We start from the raw sequence: 24,981 nt of genomic DNA, 5'->3' as shown, positions 1-24,981 counted from the left end.
GAACGCCCCCTCCGCAGTGCCGTGGAGGCGGCAAGTGCCTGCCCTCGGGCACCAGTTCCCGTTGCGCGCAGAGAGATCCCGGACCGATGACCGACGCCACCCAGAGTCCTGCCGCGGCCCCGCCCCGCGGCCGAAGAGGCCGCCGAATAGCCCAGGGGCTCGGAGCGACCGCCGCCGTCCTGGTGGTCGTCGCCGCGGGACTCGGCACCTGGTACTACCAGCGGCTCGACCACAACATCACGACCTTCGCCCCGGAAGGCATCGCGTCCAGCCGCCCGCCGGCCGGGCCTCCCGCTCCCGCCGGCGGCCACCCCGTCAACGTCCTGCTGCTCGGCTCCGACACCCGGAGCGACGGCAACAGCGACCTCGGCGGCGGCGACGAGGGAGTCGGCCACTCCGACACCGCGATCCTGCTGCACGTCTACGCCGATCACAAACACGCCGTCGGCGTGTCGATCCCCCGGGACACCCTGGTCACCATCCCGCCGTGCCGGCTCGCGGACGGCCGGTGGACCACCGCCCGAGCCAATCAGATGTTCAACTCGGCGTTCACCATCGGCGAGTTCAAGAACGGCAACCCCGCCTGCACGCAGAACACCGTGGAGGAGCTGACCGGCCTGCGGGTGGACCACACCCTGGTCGTCGACTTCAAGGGCTTCGCCTCCATCACCCAGGCCGTCGGCGGCGTGGACGTCTGCGTCCCCAACGACGTCGACTCCTACGGCATTCACTTGACCAAGGGCCGCCAAACCGTCGCCGGGCAGCAGGCCGTCGACTACGTCCGCGCCCGGCACGGCCTCGGCGACAGCTCCGACATCGGCCGGATGCGCCGTCAGCAGGCGTTCATGTCCTCGCTGATCAAGAAGGTGCAGGGCGAGGGCTTCGACCTCACCACCCTGCTGCCGCTGGCCGACGCCGCCACCAAGTCGCTCACCGTGGACCCCGACCTCGGCTCGCCGTACAAGCTCGCCGAGTTCGCCCAGTCGCTGAAGGACATCAAGCTCGCCGACATCCAGTTCGTCACCCTGCCCTGGCGCTTCCAGGGCGCCCGGGTCGCCGTCGTGCAGCCCGACGCCGACATCCTGTGGAACCTGATCCGCCAGGACCGCACCCTGGACGGGCGCCTCACCGGCGACCTCGCGAACCCGTCCGCCGGACCCTCGGGCGGCCCGTCGGGCAGCATGTCGGGCAGCCCGTCCGCGGGTGCGTCCGGAAGCCCCTCCGCCGGCGCGTCCGCCTCCCCGTCGAGTGGCGCGTCCGGCGGGCCGTCCGCGAGCGGCGGCTCCGACAGCGCGAACCTGGACGTGCCGATCGTGGTCCACAACGCCGGCAAGTCCGCCGGGCTGGCCGGACGGACGGCCCTCGCGCTGCGCAGCAACGGCTACCGGAACATCACCATCGGCCAGAACACCTCCGCCCGGAGCACCACGCTGATCGAGTACCCGCTCGACCTGCGCCCCGCCGCCGATCGTCTGGCCCAGCTCTACCCCGGCGCGGAACTCCGCGCCGTCCCGAAGAGCGACGCCATCGTCCTGACCCTCGGCCAGGACCGGGCCGGCACCGACGCCCTCGGCGCCCCCGACCCCGGGGCCTCCGCGGGCACCGCCATCCCGTCCGACATCCCGAGCGGCATCACGGAGAACACCCGCCCCGCCGACAGCGACCTCTGCAGCGACCTCAGCTTCGGCTGACCCCGGACCGGCCCCGCTCCGGCCGCCCTCCCGCGAACGGGGGTGCGGCCGGGGCCGCCTCCGGGTCCGGGTCCGGGACGCCCGTCACCACGAGGGTGACCCGACGGTCCGTCAACTCGCCCGCCCGGGCCAGGCCGTACACCGCGGACAGGGCCTTCGCCACGTACCGCCGCTCCACCGGGACGCCGTGCCGGCTCTCGAACCGGGCCGCGAACCGTTCCAGCTCCTCCGGCACCCGGCCGTACCCGCCGCCGTGCCAGTCGTGCGCCAGCCGCCAGTTACCGGACTCCCGCCCGTACGCGGCGAGTTGGAGCGTCGCCACCTCCCGCTCCAGGTAGCCCTCGCCGCGCAGCACCGCCACGCCGAGCGCCTGCGCACCCGACGGCAGGCCGGCGGCGATCCCGGCCACCGTCCCGCCGGTGCCGACCGCGCAGCACACCACGTCCCGGGCGCCCAGGTCCGGCAGCTGCGCCGCCAGCTCCTCGGCGACCACCGCGGCCCCGCGCACCGCCGCCGCGTTCGACCCGCCCTCGGGCAGGACGAAGTGCCCGGCGCGCCGCTCCTGCCGCCCGGAGGCGATCTCGCGGTAGACCGAGCGTTCGACGAACTCCAGCGCCATCCCGTCCCGTTCGGCCCGGGCCAGCGACCAGTTCCGCGGCATCCCGGCCAGCTCGGCCCCGCGGATCACCCCGACGCTCTCCAACCCGAGCGCCCGCGCCGCCGCTGCCACCGCCCGCACGTGCGTGGAGTACGCCCCGCCGTAGGTGAGCAGCGCCCGGCAGCCGTCCGCGACCGCCCGCTCCAGGTTCGGTGCGAGCTTGCGCCACTTGTTGCCGGGCACCGTCGGATGCGCCAGGTCGTCCCGCTTCAGCCGGAGCTCCACCCCCGCCGCGGCGAGCTCCGGGTCGTCGACCACCGTCAACGGCGTGGGCAGGTCAGCGGGCACGAGCATCCACTCACCCTAGCCGGGGACCGGCAGCACCCCGCCGGCCCCTGTGCGCCGACACCCCGACCGCGCCGGGCCGCCGCGCGATGGCCCGCTGATCGGCTACGGCACCCCGCCCGACCATGCCTTTCCCGCCACGCTGGATGCCCCTGCCAGGCCCCCACCGCGCCGCCTCGCTCGTGGCTCCGCTCCGGCCCGAAGCGCGGCCGGCGCGGACACGACGGCCATCAGCAGCGGCACACGGCGCTGTCGACGGATGGTCATTCGGCAACTCCCTTCCTCGGATCGGACACGGCCCCGCGGAGCACGGCCGCGATGCCGCCGAAGCTGCGGCGCTCGGCGTGCTGGAGCGCGGTCACGCCGTCGGCGTCGGCGAGCTGCGGGTCGGCGCCCGCGGCGAGCAGCAGGCGGACGATCTCAGTGTGCGCGCGGCCGCCGTCGCCGAGGATCACGGCCTCCAGCAGGGCCGTCCAGCCGAGGCGGTTGACGTGGTCGACGTCGATGTCGGTCTCCTCCAGCACCGCCTGCACGTAGGCGACGTGGCCACGCTCTGCGGCGGGTATCAGGCTGACGCCGCCGAACCGGTTGGTCAGCCCGAGATCCGGCCGGGCGGCCAGCAGGGCCCGCATCATGGCGACGCTGCCGGTGACGCCGGTGACCAGCCACGGGCTGTCCTCCCGGTGGTCCTGCGCGTCCGGATCCGCGCCGGCCGCGACCAGGAACTCGGCTACGGCCACCTGGTCGGCGAGCGCGGCCGTCAGCAGCGCCGTCCGCCCCTGCGGATCGCGCGCCTCCAGGTTGGCGCCGGCCGCCAGGGCGGCCCTGGCGGCGGCGAGGTCGCCGGTGTGCGCAGCGCCGAGCAGGCGTTGGTCGATTGCGGTCGTCATCGCGGTCCTCCTCCTGAAGGGGCGGCAGGTACGGCACGGGCAGTCCTCGGTGCACAGGCGAGGTCGGGCCGGGCCGAAGGGTGGGCCCGCCGGGTGACTCCGACGAACCTCTCACCTCCATATTTGCCCCGCCCCCGGGCTCGATTCGTCGTCGAACCGGCCAGTTCCCGCGAGCCTTCCGGCTGATACCGACGTCATCCGATCAGTCGATGCGCGACGTCCGCGAGGGCCGGCTCCGGCACCCGATGCAGAGTCGACGGTACTGACGATCCGCCACAAGAGGCCGACACCGGCCGGGCGTTGAGAGGTCGACGCAGGCGGGGCGACCGAGAAGACCCGGCGGGGCCGCGTACGTGGAGATTCGATCACCATCGTGATCTCCCTCTTCCGCCCGTCGATATTCTGTGCCATTTTACATGTCACACGTCAGATGGTCGGCGCCCCCCAGCCCGGCCACTACCGCTCGGAGTCCCCCACCGTGCGTCATATCCGGATATCCGCCGCCCAGTTGGGTCGGCTGCTCGCGCTCGCTTTTGCGCTGGTTCTCACCGTCGGACTGTTCGCCCCGCAGGGCCGCGCCTTCGCCGCCCCCGCCCAGCCCGCCACCGGTGCCACCCCCGCCGACACCGCCCCCGTCTCGCACCCCGTCCCGAAGTCGGCCGACGAGCCGAAGGACGCCCGCCCGACCCCGGGTCAGGTCGAGACCGGCACCAAGTCCGCACCGCGGCAGGCCACCCAGGCGCCCACCGCCAAGAAGCTCGGCGCGCGCGCCGCCGAAGCCGGCGGCTGCGACACCTCGTCGTTCGGCTCCGCCGGCGGCACCGCCCTGGTCAACACGGTCAAGTCGGCCGGCCTGGACTGCCTGGGCAAGCTCTACTCGATCACCGGCACCGACGCGAAGAGCACCTTCCGCGAGCCGCAGATGGTCGCCGTCGCCGACGCCCTGCGCACCGCCTCGGCGGGCTACGACGGCACGGACTCGACGTCCGCCGCCCAGCTGATCGCCTTCCTGCGGGCCGGCTACTACGTCCAGTGGTACCACCCCGACGCGGTCGGCCCGTACGGCACCGCCCTGCAGACCTCGATCCGCGGCGCGCTGGACGCCTTCTACGCCGCCCCGCACGCCAAGGACGTCACCGAGGCCAACGGCCAGATCCTCTCCGAGGCGGTCATCCTGATCGACTCCGCCCAGGAGAACGCCCGCTACACCGGCGTGATCAAGGACCTGCTGGACCGCTACACCGGCTCCTGGACCGGCGGCATGTGGGACGCCGTCTCCAACACCAAGCTGGTGCTGGAGAACGGCCTCGGCACCGACTCCTTCAACGCCGCGCTGGCCGCCGACCCGTCCGTGGCCACCTCGATCTCCGCCTTCGTCAAGCGCAACGGCAAGATGCTCAACGGCAGCGACCTGGCCACCGGCCTGGGCATCGACCTCGGCTCCTTCCTGGAGCAGCCGGTGCTGCAGGCCCAGGCCCGCCCGCTGGTCAAGGACCTGGTCAACGCCTTCCCGCTGATCGGCGCCACCGGCCCGCTCACGATGAACCTCGCCTGGTTCACCGAGAAGAAGGACGAGGGCCACTGCTCCTACTACGGGCTGTGCGACCTGCCGACCCGGCTCGCCCCGCTGGTCCTGACCGTGGACCGCATCTGCAGCCCGACCCTGCACATCCGCGCCCAGGCGCTGACCACCGCCGAACTGGACAGCACCTGCTCCAGCCTGGCCAACGAGGACGCCCTGTTCCACAGCGTGGTCAAGGACAACGGCCCCGTCCCCGGTGACCTCAACACCCAGCTGGAGGTCGTGGTCTACGACTCCTCCTACGACTACCGCCTGTACGCCTGGTCGATGTTCGACATCGAGGTGGACAACGGCGGCATGTACCTGGAGGGCAAGCCCGACGAGGCCGGCAACCAGGCCCGCTTCATCGCCCACGAGGCGGAGTGGCTGCGCCCGGCGTTCTCGATCTGGAACCTCAACCACGAGTACGCGCACTACCTCGACGGCCGCTTCAACTTCTACGGCGACTTCGACGCCGGGCAGACCGTCCCCAACATCTGGTGGATCGAGGGCTTCGCCGAGTACATGTCCTACACCTACCGGGACGTGCGCTACGACGACGCGATCGCGCAGGCCGCCAAGGGCACCTACAAGCTGAGCACGCTGTTCGACACCACCTACCAGAACACCGACTCCACCCGGACCTACAACTGGGGCTACCTGGCCGTCCGGTACATGCTGCAGTCGCACCCGCAGGACGTCGCCGCCTACCTGGCCAAGACCCGCACCGGCGACTTCACCGGCGCCCGCGCCGTCCTCACCGGCATCGGCACCAAGTACGACGCCGACTTCGCCACCTACCTGGCCGCCTGCGGCACCGGCAACTGCGGCACCCTGGCACCCGCCGCCCCGCTCTGCGCCAACCCGGACACCCGCTCGTACGGGCAGAACTGCCGCCGCGACAACGTCGCGGCCACCTCCGGCAACTACAGCTACAGCTTCCTCAACCTGCCGGCCGGCGTGAAGCAGCTCACCATCACCACCACCGGCGGCACCGGCAACGCGGACCTCTACTGGAACCCCGGCGCCTGGGCCACCACCGGCTCCTACGCCACCAAGTCCACCAACAGCGGCAACGGTGAGACCCTGACCATCACGAACCCGCCCGCGGGCTGGGTGTACTTCAGCCTCTACGCCCAGAGCTCCTTCTCCGGAGTCACCGTCACCACGCAGTACTGACCCGCCCGGTGACACCCGAGGCCCGCGGATCCCAGGACCGCGGGCCTCGCGCCGCATCCGGCTCGGGCGCCGGACTCCCCGGGCCGCCGCGCCCGGCGATCGCGGCCCCTGCCCCCAGGAGTACCCGTACCGATTCGTGCGCGCCCGAACGGTCACCGCGCAGCAATTCCCGATGGGGTGAATCTCTCCGCCGCACCCAACCGCCGGACCGTTTCGGCGTCCCGGGGGAACCACGGGCTCCGCCGAGGGCGGACGGCGGTGCGGCCCAGGTCGCCGGGGCCACCCGGAAGCACCGCCCGGGGTCCGGGCCCTGCCCGAGTTCCCCGGAATTTCCTCGGTGACCGCTCGCGGCGCTGCGCACAGGAGCTGCCGTGGGCGCTAATCTACGCTCAGAGCTCAACAAGTCCGGCGTTTCGCCTGGTCAGGGAGCCCCATGGGCTGACGGTCGGTCAGCGGCCGAGGTAGGGCGGGTGGGACTCGAACCCACGACCAAGGGATTATGAGTCCCCTGCTCTAACCGGCTGAGCTACCGCCCCCCGACTCGACCCGCCGGGGCCGACGTGCGGTCCTGGCAGCAGCAGACGGCCCCTCAGGGACGCCCCCGGCAGCATAGCCGGTCGGTCACCCGTGGTGCGCGCCGGGGGCGCATCCGGGTCCGCCCGCTCCCGCCCCGTCCGCGTCGCCCGTTCGTGGCCCCGGTCGCACCCGTCCGACGGACACCCCGACGAGCGAACGAGCAGGGCAGCGACGGCCACCGGCCTCCGCGCACGGCTGGAGCCGGACCCGGGCTGCGGGCGGCGACCACGCCGGTACCGCCGACGCGGTCGACAGCCCGGTCGCGGCGGCGGCGCATCGCCCGGTCGGCCCGGCCGTCGGCAGCTCCCGCACGGGCCCGGCGTTCGTCCCAGGCCGCCCACGGATGACATGCCGTCAGGTGTCCGGCCGATCGGCATCGCCACTGCCGCTCCGGCACCGCGGTAGGGACGATCGGCGGCCACCGGCAAGGCGGCAGCACCGCCGACGTCCCGTACCGCAGTTTCGGCGGCAATCAGGTACAGGCGCCCTGCGGGCAAGCATTCCTGATGCCCGGTCGAGCACTCCCGCCAACGGGACGGTTGGCCCGCTCGGGCGGCCGAACGCCGAGGCGGTTGCCGCTGCGGCGCGGGCCCTGGTAGATCTTGCTGCATCCACCGCCCGGCTCCTCCCGGGCGGGCCGCCGAGCGGAAGCGAGTGACGGTGCCGCGCACCTCCCCCCGAACCGGCCGTGGTCCGGCCGCCGCGGCCTGCGCACTGCTGCTCTCACTGGCGGTGGCGGTGACCGGCTGCACGTCCGCCGGGCCGGCCGACAACGCGATTCCCACCGCCCACCCCGCGCCCGCGGACCCGGTGGGCGACCGGATCGGGCCGCTGTTCGTGGACGACACCGACGGCATGCGGGCCTGCACGGCCGCCGTGGTGCACAGTCGCGGCCGCAACCTGCTGATCACCGCCGCCCACTGCGCGGCCCCGCGGGGCGTCCCGCTGGACGACCTGGTGTTCGCCCCCGGCTACCGCGACCGACGCTCCCCGCACGGGAGTTGGCCGGTCACCGAAGTGGTGGTGGACCCGCGCTGGGGGCCCGAGGAGAACGAGGGGTACGACGTGGCGTTCCTCACTGTCGGCCCGCTGAACGGCCGGCAGATCGAGGACGTGATGGGCGCCTACCCGCTCGCCACCGGTCTCGGCTTCGGCCTGGAGGTCACCGTCACCGGCTATCCCAACAGCGCGGTGTCCCCGATCACCTGCGCGGGCCGCACCACCTCGCGCAGCAACACCCAGCAGCGATTCGACTGCGCCGGATTCACCGACGGCACCAGCGGCAGCCCGTGGGTAACCGATAAGGGCCAGGTGATCGGAGTGATAGGGGGTTACCAGCAGGGCGGAAACAGCCCGGAGGTCTCCTACAGCGTGGCCTTCGGCGACCGTCTCGCGGACCTCTACCGGCAGGCCGGCGGCTGAGCCGCCCACGCCCACCCTCGCCCGCCCACTGGTCGGCCCGCGGCTCGGGCGGCGCAGGAGGCAGGCCCGGGCGGCGCGGGGGAAACACGAAGGCCCCTCGGTCTCACCGAAGGGCCTTCGCTCTGTACTGATCACCGTGACGTCCGGTGAAGCTCCCCCAATTGGACTCGAACCAATAACCTGCCGATTAACAGTCGGCTGCTCTGCCAATTGAGCTATGGGGGACCGCGCTCCTCCAATTGGACTCGAACCAATAACCTGCCGATTAACAGTCGGCTGCTCTGCCAATTGAGCTATGGAGGATCGTGCTTCCGCCTCGCCCACCCCGGTCTCCGGATCTCTCCGGGGCCCACGGTGCTCGCTGCGGGACATACATTAGCGCACTCAGGGGGGTGTTCCGCCAATCGCTTTCGGCAGCGGCCTCCCCCACCTCGGCCGCGGGCCGGTCCGGCGCGCCCCGCGCGCGCCGTACGGGGCGGACGGGGATGCTGGTGCACGGCGGCTCCGGCTGGCCCGGACCCGCCACCGGCAGGGCGGTTCACGGCCCGGCCGGACGGGTAGACGCGGCACACAATCGCGCGGCGACGAAGGGTGGAACCAGGGCATGTGGAAGGTCTCGTTGATCGTGGGCGTCGGGATCGGGTACGTCCTCGGCGCCCGGGCCGGGCGGGAACGGTACGACCAGCTGGCCGGTGCGGCCCGACAGCTGCGGGAGAACCCGCGGGTGCAGGGCGCGGCCGGCAAGGCCAAGCAGCAGGCGGGCGCGGTCGCCGGGAAGGCCGCCGGAGCGGTGGCCGACAAAGTCGGCGAGAAGCTGCCGAACTCGCTGACCGAACGCGTCCCGTACTTCGCCAAGCACAACGGCGAGGACGACGGCTGGGGCACCGTCCGCCCCTGATCGCGGCGAACGTCCCCGACCGGGCACGGAACGCCCCCGACCAGGCACGGACGGTCGGCGGCGGGGCTGGTTCCGGTACCGACTGGGCAACACTTGCGGCAGTCGGGCCCGCCCCGGCCGCCGACTGCGGCATGATCTCGGCATGGCCATCGTCGCGGGCATCGACAGCTCCACCACTCGCACCCGGATCGTCGCGTGCGACGCCGACACCGGCGCCGTGCTGCGACAGGGCCGGGCCCCCCATCCGCTGCCCGAGGGCGACGACGCCCGCTCCACCGAGGTCGACCCGCAGACCTGGCTGCACTCGCTCGGCGACGCCGCCGCCGGGGGCCTGCTGGAGAGCGTCCGGGCGATCGGGGTGTCCGCCCAGCAGCACGGGCTGATCGGCCTGGACGCCGGCGGTGTCCTGGTACGGCCCGCGCTGCTGTGGAACGACCCGCGCTCGGCGGGCTCGGCGGCCGCGCTGCTGGACGCGCTCGGCGGGGCGGAGCCCTGGGTGGAGGCGATCGGCGCCGTCCCGGGGCCCACGTACACCATCGCCAAGCTGCGCTGGCTGGCCGAGTTCGAGCCGGTGTCGGCGCAGCGGATCGCCGAGGTGCTGCTGCCGCACGACTGGCTGGTCTCCCAGCTGCTGGGCGGCGCCCGGCGGCGCACCACGGACCGCGGCGACGCCTCCGGCACCGGCTACTGGTCGCCGATCACCGGCGAGTACCGGCAGGACCTGATCAAGCTGGCGTTCGGCCACGAGCTGAAGGTTCCGGACGTGCTCGGCCCGGCCGAGCCCGCCGGGCACACCCCCGAGGGGCTGCTGATCTCGGCCGGCACCGGCGAGAACATGGCGGCCTCGCTGGGCCTCGGGCTGGGCCCGGGCGACGCGGTGGTGTCGCTGGGCGGCAACGGCACGATCTTCGCGGTGCACGACCGGGCGGTGGTCGACCCGTCCGGGCTGGTCTCCTCCTTCGCCGACGCCACCGGCCGACACCTGCCGATGGTGGCGACGCTGAACGCCGCGCAGGTGCTGCGCTCCACCGCCGGGATGCTCGGCACCGACCTGGAGGGCCTGTCGGACCTGGCCCTGCAGTCCTCGCCGGGCGCGTACGGGATGGTCTTCCTGCCGTACCTGGACGGCGAGCGCACCCCGAAGCTGCCGCAGGCGGCAGGCACCCTGACCGGGCTGCGGGCCGAGTCGATGGCGCCGCAGCACGTGGCGCGGGCCGCCGTCGAGGGCATGCTGTGCAACCTGGCCGAGGCCCTGGACGTGCTGCGCGGGCACGGCGTCGCGGTGAACCGGGTGTTCCTGCTGGGGACGGCCGGCCGGCTGCCCGCCGTCCAGCAGATCGCCCCGCTGGTGTTCGGGCTGCCCGTGGTCATACCGCCGCGCGGCGACCACGCGGCGCGCGGCGCGGCCCGCCAGGCCGCCTGGGCGCTCGCCGGAACGGCCGAGCCCCCGCACTGGGAGCTGCCGGACGTCACCCTGCTGACCCCCGACCAGGAGCACGACCTGGCGGTGGGCAACGCGGTGCGCCAGCAGTTCGCGGCGATGCGTGAGCAGCACCACCCGGAGACCGCCGCGAACACCTGACCCACCGTCCGGAACCTGCGGCCGAGCGACTGCTGAGGATGCGTCAGCGACCGCGGAGTGGCAGCGTGGGGGCTCCACGACTGGAGGGACGGTTCGTCATGGCGTTGCACAAGGGGCAGGGACACGAGCAGGACGATCGGCGGCTGCCGTTCAGCCCGCTGCACGTGCTGACCGACCCGCTGGGCGCGATGCAGGTGGCCCCGCCGCTGCACCGGCTGCCCAAGATCCCGATCCCGCCGCCCGTCGCGTACCAGCTGATCCACGACGAGCTGATGCTGGACGGCAACGCCAAGCTCAACCTGGCGACCTTCGTCACCACGCAGATGGACGAGCACGCCGACCGGCTGATGGCCGAGTGCCGCGACAAGAACATGATCGACAAGGACGAGTACCCGCAGACCGCCGAGCTGGAGCGGCGCTGTGTGGCGATCCTCGCCGACCTGTGGCACGCGCCCGACCCCGGTGCGGCGGTCGGCTGCTCCACCACCGGCTCCAGCGAGGCCTGCATGCTCGCCGGGATGGCGCTCAAGCGGCGCTGGATGCGGCGCAACGCCGACCGGTACGCGGCCGGGGCGCGGCCCAACCTGGTGATGGGCATCAACGTGCAGGTCTGCTGGGAGAAGTTCTGCAACTTCTGGGAGGTCGAGGCACGGCTGGTGCCGATGGAGGGCGACCGCTTCCACCTGACCGCCGATCAGGCCGCGGCGCACTGCGACGAGAACACCATCGGCGTGGTCGGGATCCTCGGCTCCACCTTCGACGGCTCCTACGAGCCGATCGCCGAGATCTGCGCCGCCCTGGACGAACTCCAGCAGCGCACCGGGCTCGACGTTCCGGTGCACGTCGACGCGGCGTCCGGCGGCATGGTCGCGCCGTTCCTGGACCCGGGCCTGAAGTGGGACTTCCGGCTGCCCCGGGTGGCGTCGATCAACACCTCCGGCCACAAGTACGGACTGGTCTACCCCGGCGTCGGCTGGGCGCTGTGGCGGGACGGCGAGGCACTGCCCGAGGAACTGGTGTTCAAGGTCAACTACCTGGGCGGCGAGATGCCGACCTTCGCCCTGAACTTCTCCCGGCCGGGCTCGGAGGTGGTCGCCCAGTACTACACCTTCCTGCGGCTCGGACGCGCCGGGTTCCAGGCCGTCCAGCAGGCCTGCCGGGACGTCGCCGAGTACCTGGCCGGGCAGATCGAGAAGCTCGGCCCGTTCCGGCTGATCACCCGCGGCGACCAGCTGCCCGTGTTCGCCTTCACCACCGTCGAGGACAGCCCGTTCGACGTCTTCGACGTGTCGCGACGGCTGCGCGAACGCGGCTGGCAGGTGCCCGCGTACACCTTCCCGGAGGGGCGGACCGACCTGGCGGTGCTGCGGGTGGTGTGCCGCAACGGGTTCACCCGGGACCTGGCGGACCTGCTGCTCAACGACCTGCGGCGGGTGCTGCCCGAGCTGGAGCGCCAGCCTGCGCCGCTCAGCGAGCTGGGCATGCCGCAGCGCAGCGGCTTCCACCACTGACGGGCCGGCTGGGCGGCCGATCGGGCCCGGGTCAGTCCAGGTAGCCGCGGAGCTGATCGGCGAAGGCGTGTTCGCGCAGCTTGCGAAGGGTCTTCGCCTCGATCTGCCGGATCCGCTCCCGGGTCACGCCGAAGAGGTGGCCGATCTCCTCCAGGGTGCGGGGACGGCCGTCGTCGAGACCGTAGCGGAGCTGGACCACCTGGCGTTCGCGCTCGCCGAGGATGGCCAGCACCGCCTCCAGGTGTTCGCGCAGCAGCAGGAAGGCGGCGCTCTCCGGCGGGGAGGCGGCGTCGGCGTCCTCGATCAGGTCGCCGAGGGCCACCTCGTCCTCCTCGCCGACCGGGGTGTGCAGCGAGACCGGTTCCTGGGCCAGCTTGAGGACCTCACGGACCCGCTCCGGCGACAGTTGGAGCACCAGCCCGACCTCGGCGGCGGTGGGCTCCACCCCGCGTTCCTGCAGCAGGGCGCGCTGCACCCGCAGCACCCGGTTGATCAACTCGACCACGTGCACCGGCACCCGGATGGTGCGGGCCTGGTCGGCGAGGGCCCGGCTCATCGCCTGGCGTATCCACCAGGTCGCGTAGGTGGAGAACTTGTAGCCGCGGGCGTAGTCGAACTTCTCGACCGCCCGGATCAGGCCGAGGTTGCCCTCCTGGACCAGATCGAGCAGCGTCAGGCCGCGGCCGACGTAGCGCTTGGCGACCGAGACCACCAGCCGCAGGTTGGCCTCGATCAGGCGGCGCTTGGCGATCCGGCCGAGCACGACCAGCCGGTCCAGGTCGTCGGCGAGCCGCTCGTCCTCGCCCGGGGTGGTGCGGTCCAGGGCCTCCTCGGCGAACAGGCCGGCCTCGATCTGGCAGGCCAGCTCGACCTCCTCGGCGGCGGTCAGCAGCCGGATCCGCCCGATCTCGCGCAGGTACTGCCGCAGCAGGTCGGCGGCCGGGCCGGTGCCCTCGTCCAGGGCGACTTCCGGGGGCTCGTCGGCGAGATCCTCGGCGGTGGGCTCGGATTGGGGCTCGGTCTCGGTCTCGGCGGCGCTCTCGGCGGTTTCGGTTCCGGCAGCGGTTTCGGATTCGGCTTCGGTTCCGAGCCCGGAGGCGGAGGCGGAGGCGGAGGCGGAGGCGGTTCCGGGCTGCGATTCGGCGGCGGCGGGGAGTTCGGTGCCGGTGGGGAGTTCGGTGCCGGCGGGCCGGAGTGGGATCGCGGCGGCGTCCCGGACGGGGGCGGTGCGGTGCGGGCGGGCGACTGAGAGCTCCACGGGCATCCCTCCAGGGGCCGCGCGCGGCCTGGGGGTTGCCGCGCCACACCGGAGGGGATACCCAGCCCGGCGTGCCCGGGCACCTGCGGGCGGCCGCGAGCCACACCTGCGGCACCCGGCGCACGCGCGGGTGCCATCGGACGGGCGGGGGCGGCCGAGGGCGTGACGGGGGGTCAGGAGGCGCCGGAGGCAGCCAGGAGGTGCGGGGAGGCGGTCAGAGGGCGGCGACGCCGCGGGAGCGCAGCTGCTGGCCGTACTGCTGCAGGGCCCACAGTTCGCTCTGCACCGGGTGCAGTTCCTCGGCGCCGGCCCGGTCGCCCAGCCGGCGCAGGTGGGCGCGGACCTCGTCGACCCGCCGGTCCACCGCCTGCAGGCGGAGCTTGACCAGGAACTCGCCCGCGTACACCTCGTCGGCCTTGCGCCGGGAGCGGATCGGCTCCACGGTCAGTTCGGTGACCAGGCCGCGGACCTGGTCGTCCGGGCTGGCCTCGCGGACGGCAGCGGTGAAGTCCGGCAGGCTCGCGCCGTACGCAGCACCGCCGGCCTGGCCGATGGCGCGGCGGACGGCCTGGTACGGCGGCGTGGGGAACTCGTCCTCGCCGTACTGGTCGAACGCGGGGCTGACCAGATCGGGGTGCTGGAGGGCGAGTTTGAGCAGCTCGCGTTCGACGAACTGCGCCGGGTCGCGCGGGTTGAGCCGGAACACCGGGCGCTCCGGACGGGCCGGCTGCTGCTCCGCGGGTGCGGCGCGGCGCAGCGGCTGCCGCTGGCCGTTCTGCTGGTTCTCCCGCTGCCAGCGGGCGAGTTGGGAGATCCGGCGGACCACGAACTGCTCGTCCAGGATGCCGACCATGCCGGCCAGCTGGACCGCGTACTCGTGCTGGATCGAGCGGTCCTTGATCTTGACGATGATCCCGGCGGCCTCTTCGAGCGCGGCGGCGCGGCCCTCGGCGGTGTCCACCCGGTGCCGGGCGACCGCCGAGCGGAGCGCGAACTCGAACAGCGGGACGGGGTTCGCCACCAGGGTGCGGACCGCCTCGTCGCCCTGGGCGAGGCGCAGGTCGCACGGGTCCATTCCGCCCGGGGTGATGGCGATGGAGGTGCGGGCGGCGAACTTCTGGTCGTCCTCGAAGGCGCGCAGGGCGGCCTTCTGCCCGGCGGCGTCACCGTCGAAGGTGAAGACCGTCTCACCGCGGTAGGTGGAGGTGTCCATCAACAGCCGACGGATGATCTTGATGTGGTCCTCGCCGAACGCGGTGCCGCAGGTGGCCACCGCCGTGGTGACGCCCGCCAGGTGGCAGGCCATCACGTCGGTGTAGCCCTCGACCACCACGGCCCGACCGGACTTGGCGATCTCCTTGCGGGCCAGGTCGATGCCGTACAGGACGTTCGACTTCTTGTAGATCGGCGTCTCGGGGGTGTTCAGGTACTTCGGACCGTTGTCGTCCTCGCGCAGCCGGCGGGCGCCGAAGCCGACCACGTCGCCCGAGCTGTCCCGGATCGGCCAGACCAGGCGGCCCCGGAAGCGGTCGATCAGGCCGCCGCGCTGGCCCTGCGAGGCCAGGCCGCCGACCGAGATCTCCTTGTCGGTGAAACCGCGGCCGCGCAGGAAGCGCACCAGGTGCTCCCAGCCGACCGGGGCGTAGCCCACCCCAAAGTGCTTGGCGGCGGCCTCGTCGAAGCCGCGCTCGGAGAGGAAGCGCCGACCGATCTCCGCCTCGGGCGTGGCCAGCTGCTCCTGGAACCAGGCGGCGGCGACCTTGTGCGCTTCGATCAGCCTGGTCCGCTCGCCCTGCTGGTGCCGCGGACTGTAGCCGCCCTCCTCGTAGCGCAGCGTGATGCCCGCCTGGGCGGCCATCCGCTCGACCGCCTCCGCGAACGAGCAGTGCTCGATCTTCATCAGGAAGGTGATCGTGTCGCCGGACTCGCCGCAGCCGAAGCAGTGGAAGACGCCCTTGCCCGGGTGCACGTAGAACGACGCGGACTTCTCGTCGTGGAACGGGCACACGCCCTTCAGCTGGGCGCCGCCGCCATTGGCCAACTGCACGTAGTCGCCGACCACGGCGTCGATCGGCAGAGCGGCACGCACCGCCTGCACATCCTCGTCCCTGATCCTCCCGGCCACTGGGAAAGTCTACGGGAGCGGCGTTCGTACGAAGCTGCCGTGCGGGCGGTCGCACGACACCGGGCTCAGCCGACCAGCTTGGTGTGCAGGGCGAGGGCGGAGGCGTCGGTCAGGGTGGCGATCTGGTCGATCACGGTGCGCAACGCGGCGCGGTCGTCCTCGGCCTCGGCGTACTGGGCGGCGAACACCGGGTCCAGCCCGTCCGGGGCGGTGCGCAGCAGGGCGTCGGCGAGTTCGGCGATCACCACCCGCTGGCGGGAGCGGAGCTGGGCCTGCTCGTCCCGCTGCATCACGTAGCGGACGGCGACCGCCTTGAGCACCGCGCACTCCAGCCGGACGGTGCGCGGGACGACCAGTTCGGCGGCGTAGCGGGTGAGCGGGCCCGGACCGTAGCGGGCCCGGGTGGCCTGCTCGGCGGCCAGGCAGAACCGGCCGATCAGCTGGCTGGTGAAGTCCTTGAGGCCGGCCCGGGCGCGGGCTGTGCCGTCGTACCAGGCGGGCCACCACTCCTCGGCCTGCAGCCGGTCGAGAGCGGCGCCGAACTCCTCCGGCCCGGTCTCCGCGGCGAACCGCTCGGCGATCGCGAACAGCTCGGCCCGCTCCTGCGGGGCACGCAGCGCCGCCGGGTCGATGTGTCCGGCCTGCAGGCCGTCCTCCACGTCGTGGGTGGAGTAGGCGACGTCGTCGGACCAGTCCATCACGGTGGCCTCGAAGCACCGCCGGCCGTCCGGCGCGCCGGTGCGCATCCAGCGGAAGACCGGCAGGTCGTCGCCGTACACGCCGTACTTGGTGGAGGCGGGGTCGGTGGGGTGGCCGCCGCGCGCCCACGGGTACTTGGTGGCGGCGTCCAGGGCGGCCCGACTCAGGTTGAGGCCGACACTGCGGCCGGGCCACGGGGCGAGCCGGACCTCGGGCTCGTCGAGCGGGGCGAACCGCTTGGGCTCCAGCCTGGTCAGGATGCGCAGCGACTGGGCGTTGCCCTCGAAGCCGCCGCAGGCCTCGGCGGCCTGGTCGAGCGACTCCTCGCCGGTGTGGCCGAACGGCGGGTGGCCGATGTCGTGGGCCAGGCAGGCGGTCTCCACCAGGTCCGGATCGCAGCCGAGGGCCGCGCCCAGCTCCCGGCCGACCTGCGCGCACTCCAACGAGTGGGTGAGCCGGGTGCGCGGGAAGTCGCGGCGCATCGGCGCGACCACCTGGGTCGTCCCGGCCAGGCGACGCAGCGCGGCCGAGTGCAGTACCCGGGCACGGTCGCGTTGGAAGGCGGTGCGGCCGGGCCGCTTGTCGGGCTCGGGCACCCAGCGGGCCTCGGACTGCGGATCGTACGGAGTGGTGGTCTTCATATATCAGCCACCGTACGCCGGGTGACGGACATTCGGACGTGCGCCGCGCAAACTCCGGGAGTCGCGCGCCTGTCGCGTGCGCCGCGCGCACCGGGGGGTCGGACGGGCGCTTCGGAGCGGCCTGAGAAAGTGCAGAGGCTTCTCTGCAAAGAACTCTATGCAGAGAAGCCTCTGCACTCTAGTGTTGCCCCCATGAACGAGCACCGCCCCGACGAACACCCCGCAACCCCCGCCCCGGAGGGCGAGCACCCGCGACGCCGACTCGACGCCAACAGCCTCCGCGGGCTGGCCCACCCACTGCGCATGCGGCTGCTGGACGAACTCCGGCTGCACGGCCCCTCGACCTCCGCCCGGCTGGCCGACCGCACCGGCGAGTCCACCGGCACCATCAGCTGGCACCTGCGACACCTCGCCGAGCACGGGTTCATCGAGGAGGAGGCCGGGCGCGGCACCAAGCGGGAGCGCTGGTGGCGTGCCATGCCCGGCGCGATCTCGCTCTCCGCCACCGACTTCGAGCAGGACCCCGGCGCCAAGGCGGCGGTCTCCGTCTACCAGGCGGAGAACCTGCGCCGTCAGTACCAGCGGGTCGCGGACTCGCTGGCAGCCGAGTGGGAGGGCGACTGGCGCAGCGTGGGCTTCGTGAGCGACTGGAGCAACCTGCGCCTGACGCCGGATCAGCTTCGCGCCCTCAGCGACGAACTGGCCGCGGTCGTCGCCCGCCACACGCCCGACCCGGCCGCCGCCCCCGACCCTGACGCACGACCGGCCATCGTCCAGATCCAGGTACTGCCGCGAAAGGAACCCGACCGGCCATGACGTCGACCGCCTCCACCGAGTCCCACCCCGCCGAGCCGGTCGCCGGTCCCGTCACCGCCGGGCCGCGTCGCCCGGAGCCCGCCGTCACCGGCCCGACCGTCCGTCGGCCCGCCGGACTGCTGCGGCGCCACCGCGACTTCCGGCTGCTGTGGATCGGTGAGACCGCCAACAAGTACGGCTCCGCCGTCACCGGTCTGGCCCTGCCGTTGATCGCGGTCAGCACACTGAACGCGAGCACCTTCCAGGTCGGCCTGCTCGGCGCGGCGGGCTGGGCGCCCTGGCTGCTGATCGGCCTGCCCGCCGGGGTGTGGGTGGACCGGCTGCGCTCCCGCCCGATCATGCTGACTGCGACCGCCGTCTCACTGGTGCTGTACGCCACCGTGCCGCTGGCCGCCCTCGCCGGAACGCTCACCCTCGGGCACCTGCTGGCCGTGGCCCTGCTCGCCGGGGCCGCCGGGGTGTTCTTCCAGACCGCGTACACCGCGTACCTGCCGCAGTTGCTCGACCCCGCGGACCAGCCCGAGGGCAACGCCAAACTGCACGGCAGCGCCTCCGCGGCCAGCATCGTCGGACTCGGCAGCGGCGGCCTGATCGCCCAACTCGCCGGCCCCGTCAACGGACTGCTCGCCAACACCGCGACGTTCCTGCTCTCGCTCTGGTGCACCGCCCGGATCGACCACCGCGAGACCGACCGCACGGACCGACCGCGACGAGCGCTGCGCCAGGAGATCGGCGAGGGCCTGCGGCTGCTCGGCTCCGACGTCTGGTTCCGCACCTTCACCCTGTTCGGCGCCGCCTCCAACCTCGTGCTGACGGGCTACCAGTCCCTGCTGGTGGTCTTCCTGATCCGCGAGGTCGGCATCGGCGAGGGCACGGTCGGCCTGCTGGTCGGCCTGGCCTCCACCGGTGGCATCGTCGGCGCGGCCTTCGCCCGCCGGGTCGCCGCCCGGCTCGGCACCTCCCGCGCCATGCTGATGCTCGAACTCGTCCTGCCCGCCCTGACCGTCCTCATCCCGCTCACCGGCCGCGGGCTCGGACTGGCCTGGTACCTGATCGGCGGCTTCGGCGCCTCCGCCGGTGTGGTCGCCGGCAACGTCATCAAGTCGACCTTCCAGCAGCGCTACTGCCCGCCGGAACTGCTCGGCCGGCTCTCCGCCAGCAGCGCCGTGCTCAACTTCGGCTCCATCCCGCTCGGCGCCCTGTTGGCCGGCTTCCTCGGCACCCAGCTGGGTGTGCGCCCCGCGATGTGGCTGATGACCATCGGTGTGCCGCTGGCCGCACTGATCCTCTGGTGCTCCCCGATGCGCCGCGTCCGCGACCTTCCCACCGAACGCCGGACGCTGAACGGCGCCGACCTGCCCGTCACTCCGGCCTCCACGAGCTGACTTCCCCTCACTTCGGGTGCCACTGCCGAACTGTGATCCCCTGCCGGCATCAGGGGGTCACTGAGGGGCTGGACGCCGAACCCCGCCCGGACGGCACTGCCGAGCCGCACGGACCGCGATCAGAACCTGCGGCTGGACGGCCCGGGACCTCGGCGACGCAGCACTTCGACTGCCGGTACCGCCCGGATGTCAGCGCTGGCGCGGGGTGGAGGCGGCCGATTTGCGTGGGGCTCGGACCCGACGGGCCGGCGCGGGCACGGAAGGTACGGCGGGCTCGGCTCCGAGGTGGGGGCTGCCGGCCTCCGCCATGGCCTGCCCCCGCTGGGTGGGCACCATTGGCGCGGCGGACAGGACCTGCAGATTCCGCTGGGTGTCCGCCGCCTCGGCCGCATCGACTTGCTGACGGAACATCACCGCCTCGCGGTACGCCGACGGCACGCCCGCTTCCGCAGCCCGCCCGTACCAATCCAGGGCGCGCTCGATCTGGTGACGATCGGCCAGCATCCGGGCGGCCGCGAGCAGGGCGTCCCGGTCGCCGGCGCCGGCGGCCCGCGCGTACCAGTCGAGCGCTTCGTCGATCCGGCCCCGGTTCTCCAGCATCTCGGCCGCTTCGGACACGGCCTGCAGATCTCCGGTGTCGGCGAACCGCTGCACCCACTCGATGGCCTCGTCCGTACTCACCGACCCGGACAGCATCCGGGACGCCTCGCGCAACCGGTCCGACTCGGGACGGTCAGCCGAACGCAGCAGCAGATCCGCTTCGAAGTACCGACCGGCGTCTTTCAGCAGTTCCACCGCATCCGGCACCAGCGCGGTGCCTGCGGAACCCCGATCCGTCGCGGACCGCGGCACCACCGCACCGCCCTCGGCCTCTTCGGCCGCTCCGAGGAGCGGCCGGGGACGGGAGCGAGGACGGTCGGACGCCGTCGCCGACCGCCGGTCGAGCTGCTCGACCACGTGGACCACCTCGGGCAGCGCATGCCGGTCGCCCGCCCTGACGGCGGCGCGGTACCAGCTGATGGACTCCCGTGACCGGCCGAGTTCGCCCAGCAACCGGCCGAGTTCACGCATCGCGTAGGTGTCGCCACGATGGGCGGCGAGCTCGTACCAGTGCACCGCCCGATCGCGGTCGCCGTTCCGTTCCAGCATGTCGGCCGCCTGGAACAGGGCCGCCTCGCTGCCCGCCTCGGCTGCCTTCCGGTACCAGCTCAGCGCCTCGACCAGGTCGCCGTCCCGCTCGCACTGTTCGCCACGCTCCCGCAGGGTCACGTGGTCGCCGATGTGCCCGAACCGGGGCAGGTCACCGAACTGACCGTGTCCGGCGGACAGTGCCGCGGCCTCGTGCCAGACCGTCTCGCCGATCCGGCCCGTCGCCGCCCACACTTCTGCTGCCCATACGTCTGCTGCCTCGTGCATCGTGGTGACCCCCTGTTCCCACGCACGTTCCCACCAGGCGATCGCCTGGTCCGTTCTCCCGACCACCGCGCAGATCCCGGCGCGGGGGGCGGGCACCTCGGGATGTCCGTCGACCGGCGCCCACTCGAACCGGCTCATGGCCTCGTCCGCGCGGTCGAGCCCGACGACCGGCTGCCCGGCACCATCACGGGCGGCCAGGTGGCCGGCTTCGGTCTCCGTTTCGGAACGCTCCAGTGCCGCAGCGATCTCGCCCGTGCGGCCTTCGGCGCACCGGCAGAGCGCTTCGACGTCTCCGTCCTCGACGGAGGGCCGCGCGCCGTTGCCGGTCGGGGACGAGGCAGCGTGCGGGAAGCCCGTTGTCACCTGCCGCTCGGCCGGGCTCGACGTCACCGTAGTTGGGCTGCGGTGCGCCCGGTCGGCTTCCATCAGGGCAGCCCAGTAGCGGGCGTTTCGCACCGGGCGACCGGCCGCGCGGGACAGTTCCCCCGCCACGATGGTGAGTCGGTCGATGTCGCGGGGCACGGAACGGCCGGACAGCCAGCCGTTGAGAGTGGATGGGCCGATCCCACCCAGCCCGGCCAACCGTTTCCGAGTGATCGTCCGTCCGTCGGCCTGGCGGGCAGCCTCCCAGAGCAGGAGCAGTTCGCGCAGCACCCGGGAGTGGGCGACACGGCCCCTTACCCGCACGTCAACTGCCATGCCAGCTCCCCGGCCGGACTTGGGACGGATCTTCGGATCTGCCCCTCTGCGTGCAGGGTACGCACTCCGCCACCCCGTCGTACCTAGTTCTCCGGGAATCAGCTACGGGATCGGTGATCCTGCCCCCATCCGAGCCCCTGACCTGCTATAGGAGTCTCGGGCCGTCATGATCGGGCCGCGTCTCTCCCGTGCCCTTGCCGACCACGGGCCGGGCGACCGGGTCAGTGCCGCTGCCGCAGGGATGTCAGGACGGCTTCGGCCATGCCCTGCTGACCCTGCGCGTTCGGATGCATCGGGGCCAGGCCGCCCGTTGCACCGAGGGGTTCGATCCAGCGGGTGCCCTCCGCCTCGCACATGTCGTGGCCGGCGGACGACGCATAGGTGTCGACGAAGGTCGCTCCCGCCGCCTCGGCCCGCTGGCGGAGCATGGCATTCAGCTGCTGCTCCTGCTCGGCGACGAATCCGATGTCGGCGGCCGCGATCCCGTCCCCGAGTGTCGTCGCGCATCGGGCCGGATCCTGCGGCAGTAGCGCCGGGTAGCCGATCAGGAGGATCCTGGCCTGCGGTGAGCGCCGCTTGACCTCACCGAGCGCGGTGGTGAGCCGCTCGCCGGTGTCCTGCACCTTCCGTTGGACCTCGCCCCGCCCGGCGCCGGTGGTGTAGTAGCTGCGGCAGGGTGCGTCACTGTTCCCACCGATCAGGTTGTACCGGACGTTCTCCAGCGCGCAGCGGCCCAGGACGTCGAGGAAGCCGGCGTCGTTGCCGCCGATACCGACCGTGACCAGCCGGGTCGCCGGGCCGAGCGCGTCCAGCTGGGGAGGGTTGACCCCGTTGTCGGTCCGCTGGGCGGACGTCAGGTCTCCGGTCCGTGCGCCGCTGCAGCTGACGTCGGTGAAGCCCTGCAGGCCGAGCTGTCGGGCCACCAGGGACGGGTAGTTGACCCCGGAACGACCGCAGCCCAGGGGCGAGCCGTTCTGCGGCGGGATCTTCAGGCCGGAGGTGTAGGAGTCCCCGACGGCCACGTACGGCCCCGTGATCGGCGTCGCGGAAGGACTCGGTGATGCCGCCGTACCGGGGCCCGGCTTCGAGGAGGTCTCGGCGGCACTGCACGCCGCGGTGCCGATCAGCACCGCGGCGGTGGCGGCCAGCAGGCGGCGGCGCACCTAGTCCGCGCCGCGCTCGTGCTCGGCGAGGAACTCCTCGAACCGGCGGCCGAGCTCGTCGGCCGAGGGCAGGTCGGTGGTCTCGGCCAGCAGGCTCTCGCGGTCGACCGCGCCGGAGACCGCGTCGTACTGGCTCTCCATGCCCTGGATGGCGGAGCGCAGTTCGCCGTCTCCCTGGGAGAGCTGGTCCTCGATCTCGGCGTAGACCTCATTGACCCGCGCACGCAGCTCGCTGCCGGGCATGACCAGACCGGTCGCGGACTGCACGGCTTCCAGGATCACCACCGCGGCCGCCGGGTACGCGGAGCGCGCGATGTAGTGGGGTACGTGCGCGGCGAAGCCCAGCACGTCGTGGCCTGATTCGGCGAGCCGGTACTCGACCAGTGCCTGTGCACTGCCGGGGACCTGCGCCTGGTCGAACCACTTGGGGTGGCCGGCCGCCAGGTCGATCCGGTTTCCGTGCGGGGTGAGGCTGACCGGCCGGGTGTGCGGCACGCCCATCGGGATGCCGTGGAAGGAGACGGCCAGGCGGATCTCGAACCGCTCCACCAAATCCCGTACGGCGGCGGTGAACAGCTCCCATTCGGTGTCCGGCTCGGGGCCGGTGAGCACCAGGAACGGCGCACCGACGGAGTCGTGCACCAACTGGAGGAGGATCTCCGGCGGGTCGTAGTCCGTCCAGCTCTCCCGGTCGAAGGTCATTGCGGGCCGACGGGCCCGGTAGTCGACCAGCCGGTCGTGGTCGAACCTGGCGACCACCTGGGGCGAACCGTGCTCCAGCAGGTGCGCCACGACCTGGCCGCCCGCCTCGCCGGCGTCCATGAAGCCCTCGAAGTGGTACAGCAGCACCAGGCCGGCACCGGCCTCCGCGGCGGCGCGGGCCGCCGCCAGGGCGGTCACGCCCTGCGGTTCCAGCTTGTACAGCTCCTTGGGATCACGCACAGCGCACCCAACCCCGTTCTGTCTCGTTGTCTCCGAATGTTTCCGGATCTGCTCTGTCCAGCGTGCGACGGCTCGCCGGAATTCCCGTCCGCGCACGCGTCTTCACTCCGTCTCGGGAATCCTCTCACCCTCCGGAAAAGCCGCTGGTCGTGGACGTGCCGGAGGGGTCGAGCGGTAATATGACGGGGCGTCTCGGCGTGCCGAAAGGACCCGCGCGTCCCCGTTGGCGCGCCGCGAAGTGACGCACCGCCTTCTGGCGGGTATCGTCCTCTCGCTGCCTCGCATCGTCGCGTCGTCGCGCCACGCCGTCTGTCACGTCGTGGGCCACGCCCCGGTCCGTTGTGCTGCCAGCCATCCATTGCGCACCTTGCCTTCATCTGGCCGCCTGCTTCGCTTCGTGATCTCGTTTCTCTCTCGGCCATCTCGCGGACGCACACTGTCCCGTCGCTCATCCCGCCGGATCGGTCCGTCGACCCGTGTCCGTACCGGCACCGCGCTGCCCGCCTCCGGGCTGCCGACCCACCGCACGCCCGAGCCTCTGGCGTAGCGCGCCCGGGCGGCCGTTGTCCGGAGCTGGGGCGAACGACCACTGCCCACGCGCCGCGAACCCGGCACGCGGGCCCCGACGACAGCCGAAGGACCGAAGGATCCGTGCCCGTACCCGTCACCCTCTACGGCCGCACCGTGCGGCTGGAGCCCCTCGCCGAGCACCACGCCGCGGCCCTGGCCGAGGCCGGCGCTGAGGACCGTACGACCTACGCCTTCACCCCTGTCCCGCACGGCCTGGAAGCCGCGCGGGAGTACATCGCCCGCGCCCTCGCCGACCAGGCGGCGGGCCGGTCGATGCCGTACGCCACCGTGAGTACGGCCGACAATCGGGTCGTTGGCTCGACCCGGTTCCTGGAACTCGACTACTGGCAGGGGCCGCTGGTCTGGCCGCCCGTGCCGGGGATCCCGTACGGCGATCCGCTGGAAGCGGTGCCGGACGCCGCCGAGATCGGGAACACCTGGCTCTCTCCGCGGGCGCAGGGCACAGGCATCAACACGGAGGCGAAGCTGCTGATGCTGCGGCACGCCTTCGAGGCTTGGGGCGTGCAGCGGATCTCGCTGCGGGCCGATGCCCGCAACGCCCGCTCCCGGATCGCCATCGAACGGCTGGGCGCCACCTCCGAGGGGATTCGCCGGGCGCACTCGCGCGGCCTGGACGGAGTGGTCAGGTCCACTGCGTTCTATTCGATCCTGGACGAGGAGTGGCCGGCCGTCCGCGACATCATCGAGCTGCGGATCGCCGCCGCGACCTCGCCCAGCGCGCCGGATCCGGCGCCGCTCAACCAGGAGTGCCTTAGACACGGCGGCTCCCTGGTCGGCGAGCCTGTGATCGGCAGCTCGCTGCTCCCGGCCGCCTGAGACGGCCTTCCGGCTCCCGCTCCGGCGGGGGCCGGCCCGTCCGGGGTGGGTGTGCGACGGGGTCGGCCCCCGCTCACCCGCCCCGGACGGCTTTCTGCCGCGATGGAGCTTCGACGCTCTGTCGAGTTGTCAAGGAGCGTGGGCCGCACACTGTTTGGCTCCACCTCCGATTCCGGG

General features: G+C 72.7%; 17 protein-coding genes and 3 tRNA genes. 9 read left to right on the top strand and 11 right to left on the bottom strand.

Annotated features, from left to right (window positions below):
* The first annotated feature begins 86 nt into the window (after nt 1-86).
* A complete protein-coding gene (locus CG736_RS09650; RefSeq protein WP_100585766.1) occupies nt 87-1,691 on the top strand; it encodes an LCP family protein in 1,605 nt (534 codons plus the stop codon).
* On the opposite strand, the gene CG736_RS09645 is transcribed toward CG736_RS09650, so the two are convergent.
* A complete protein-coding gene (locus CG736_RS09645) occupies nt 1,678-2,643 on the bottom strand; it encodes a 1-aminocyclopropane-1-carboxylate deaminase/D-cysteine desulfhydrase (RefSeq protein WP_100585765.1) in 966 nt (321 codons plus the stop codon). The two genes, CG736_RS09650 and CG736_RS09645, sit on opposite strands and share 14 nt — an antisense overlap.
* 254 nt (nt 2,644-2,897) lie before the next feature.
* Complete coding sequence (locus tag CG736_RS09640) at nt 2,898-3,524, bottom strand: ankyrin repeat domain-containing protein (protein ID WP_100585764.1); 627 nt, start codon at nt 3,522-3,524, stop codon at nt 2,898-2,900.
* A 430-nt stretch (nt 3,525-3,954) separates the two neighbouring features.
* Here CG736_RS09640 and CG736_RS09635 point away from each other — a divergent pair, with 430 nt between their 5' ends.
* Nucleotides 3,955-6,264 carry a collagenase gene (locus CG736_RS09635; protein ID WP_100585763.1) on the top strand — a complete coding sequence of 770 codons (2,310 nt, stop codon included), beginning with the start codon at nt 3,955-3,957 and terminating at the stop codon, nt 6,262-6,264.
* Nucleotides 6,265-6,726: 462 nt separating this feature from the next.
* On the opposite strand, the gene CG736_RS09630 is transcribed toward CG736_RS09635, so the two are convergent.
* A tRNA-Ile gene (locus CG736_RS09630) sits at nt 6,727-6,800 on the bottom strand.
* Nucleotides 6,801-7,500: 700 nt separating this feature from the next.
* Here CG736_RS09630 and CG736_RS09625 point away from each other — a divergent pair.
* On the top strand, nt 7,501-8,262 hold the full coding sequence (locus CG736_RS09625) for a serine protease (RefSeq protein ID WP_157815496.1): 762 nt from the start codon (nt 7,501-7,503) through the stop codon (nt 8,260-8,262).
* A 152-nt stretch (nt 8,263-8,414) separates the two neighbouring features.
* On the opposite strand, the gene CG736_RS09620 is transcribed toward CG736_RS09625, so the two are convergent.
* A tRNA-Asn gene (locus CG736_RS09620) sits at nt 8,415-8,487 on the bottom strand.
* A gap of 5 nt (nt 8,488-8,492) precedes the next feature.
* Nucleotides 8,493-8,565, bottom strand: a tRNA-Asn gene (locus CG736_RS09615).
* A gap of 301 nt (nt 8,566-8,866) precedes the next feature.
* On the opposite strand from CG736_RS09615, the gene CG736_RS09610 reads away from it, so the two are divergent.
* The 3 genes from CG736_RS09610 (at nt 8,867) to CG736_RS09600 (ending at nt 12,253) form a co-directional block, all read left to right on the top strand.
* On the top strand, nt 8,867-9,160 hold the full coding sequence (locus CG736_RS09610; RefSeq protein WP_100585761.1) for a hypothetical protein: 294 nt from the start codon (nt 8,867-8,869) through the stop codon (nt 9,158-9,160).
* A 142-nt stretch (nt 9,161-9,302) separates the two neighbouring features.
* Nucleotides 9,303-10,742: an FGGY family carbohydrate kinase gene (locus CG736_RS09605; protein ID WP_100585760.1), complete on the top strand. Its 1,440-nt coding sequence runs from the start codon at nt 9,303-9,305 to the stop codon at nt 10,740-10,742.
* A 98-nt stretch (nt 10,743-10,840) separates the two neighbouring features.
* Nucleotides 10,841-12,253, top strand: a complete 1,413-nt coding sequence (locus CG736_RS09600) for a glutamate decarboxylase (RefSeq protein ID WP_100585759.1) — start codon at nt 10,841-10,843, stop codon at nt 12,251-12,253.
* Between the two features lie 31 nt (nt 12,254-12,284).
* On the opposite strand, the gene CG736_RS09595 is transcribed toward CG736_RS09600, so the two are convergent.
* The 3 genes from CG736_RS09595 to CG736_RS09585 form a co-directional block, all read right to left on the bottom strand.
* The gene (locus tag CG736_RS09595; RefSeq protein WP_100585758.1) at nt 12,285-13,517 is read right to left on the bottom strand and encodes an RNA polymerase sigma factor; all 1,233 of its coding nucleotides are present in this window, start codon (nt 13,515-13,517) and stop codon (nt 12,285-12,287) included.
* A 208-nt stretch (nt 13,518-13,725) separates the two neighbouring features.
* Nucleotides 13,726-15,636, bottom strand: coding sequence for a DNA primase (dnaG, locus tag CG736_RS09590; protein ID WP_100585757.1), 1,911 nt, complete (start codon nt 15,634-15,636; stop codon nt 13,726-13,728).
* 65 nt (nt 15,637-15,701) lie between these two features.
* Complete coding sequence (locus tag CG736_RS09585) at nt 15,702-16,976, bottom strand: deoxyguanosinetriphosphate triphosphohydrolase (RefSeq protein WP_100585756.1); 1,275 nt, start codon at nt 16,974-16,976, stop codon at nt 15,702-15,704.
* 192 nt (nt 16,977-17,168) lie between these two features.
* Here CG736_RS09585 and CG736_RS09580 point away from each other — a divergent pair, with 192 nt between their 5' ends.
* Together CG736_RS09580 and CG736_RS09575 are read left to right on the top strand one after the other, a co-directional pair.
* Nucleotides 17,169-17,792: a helix-turn-helix domain-containing protein gene (locus CG736_RS09580; protein ID WP_100585755.1), complete on the top strand. Its 624-nt coding sequence runs from the start codon at nt 17,169-17,171 to the stop codon at nt 17,790-17,792.
* A complete protein-coding gene (locus CG736_RS09575; RefSeq protein WP_100585754.1) occupies nt 17,789-19,177 on the top strand; it encodes an MFS transporter in 1,389 nt (462 codons plus the stop codon). The genes CG736_RS09580 and CG736_RS09575 overlap by 4 nt, the downstream gene beginning before the upstream one ends.
* A gap of 189 nt (nt 19,178-19,366) precedes the next feature.
* Here CG736_RS09575 and CG736_RS09570 read toward each other — a convergent pair whose 3' ends face one another.
* The 3 genes from CG736_RS09570 to CG736_RS09560 all read right to left on the bottom strand — a co-directional run bounded on the left by CG736_RS09570 (nt 19,367) and on the right by CG736_RS09560 (nt 23,397).
* Nucleotides 19,367-21,292, bottom strand: a complete 1,926-nt coding sequence (locus CG736_RS09570; RefSeq protein ID WP_157815495.1) for an SEL1-like repeat protein — start codon at nt 21,290-21,292, stop codon at nt 19,367-19,369.
* Nucleotides 21,293-21,513: 221 nt separating this feature from the next.
* Nucleotides 21,514-22,455, bottom strand: a complete 942-nt coding sequence (locus CG736_RS09565; protein ID WP_232733898.1) for an SGNH/GDSL hydrolase family protein — start codon at nt 22,453-22,455, stop codon at nt 21,514-21,516.
* Complete coding sequence (locus CG736_RS09560; RefSeq protein WP_100585752.1) at nt 22,456-23,397, bottom strand: PAC2 family protein; 942 nt, start codon at nt 23,395-23,397, stop codon at nt 22,456-22,458.
* Nucleotides 23,398-24,048: 651 nt separating this feature from the next.
* On the opposite strand from CG736_RS09560, the gene CG736_RS09555 reads away from it, so the two are divergent.
* Nucleotides 24,049-24,804 (top strand): GNAT family N-acetyltransferase, encoded by a 756-nt coding sequence (locus CG736_RS09555; protein ID WP_100585751.1) that lies wholly within the window; start codon nt 24,049-24,051, stop codon nt 24,802-24,804.
* The last annotated feature ends 177 nt before the right edge of the window (nt 24,805-24,981 follow it).

Origin of the sequence: Kitasatospora sp. CB02891 (assembly GCF_002803145.1) — a bacterium.
GTDB lineage: Bacteria > Actinomycetota > Actinomycetes > Streptomycetales > Streptomycetaceae > Kitasatospora > Kitasatospora griseola.
This window is presented reverse-complemented; position numbering and strand designations above follow the sequence as displayed.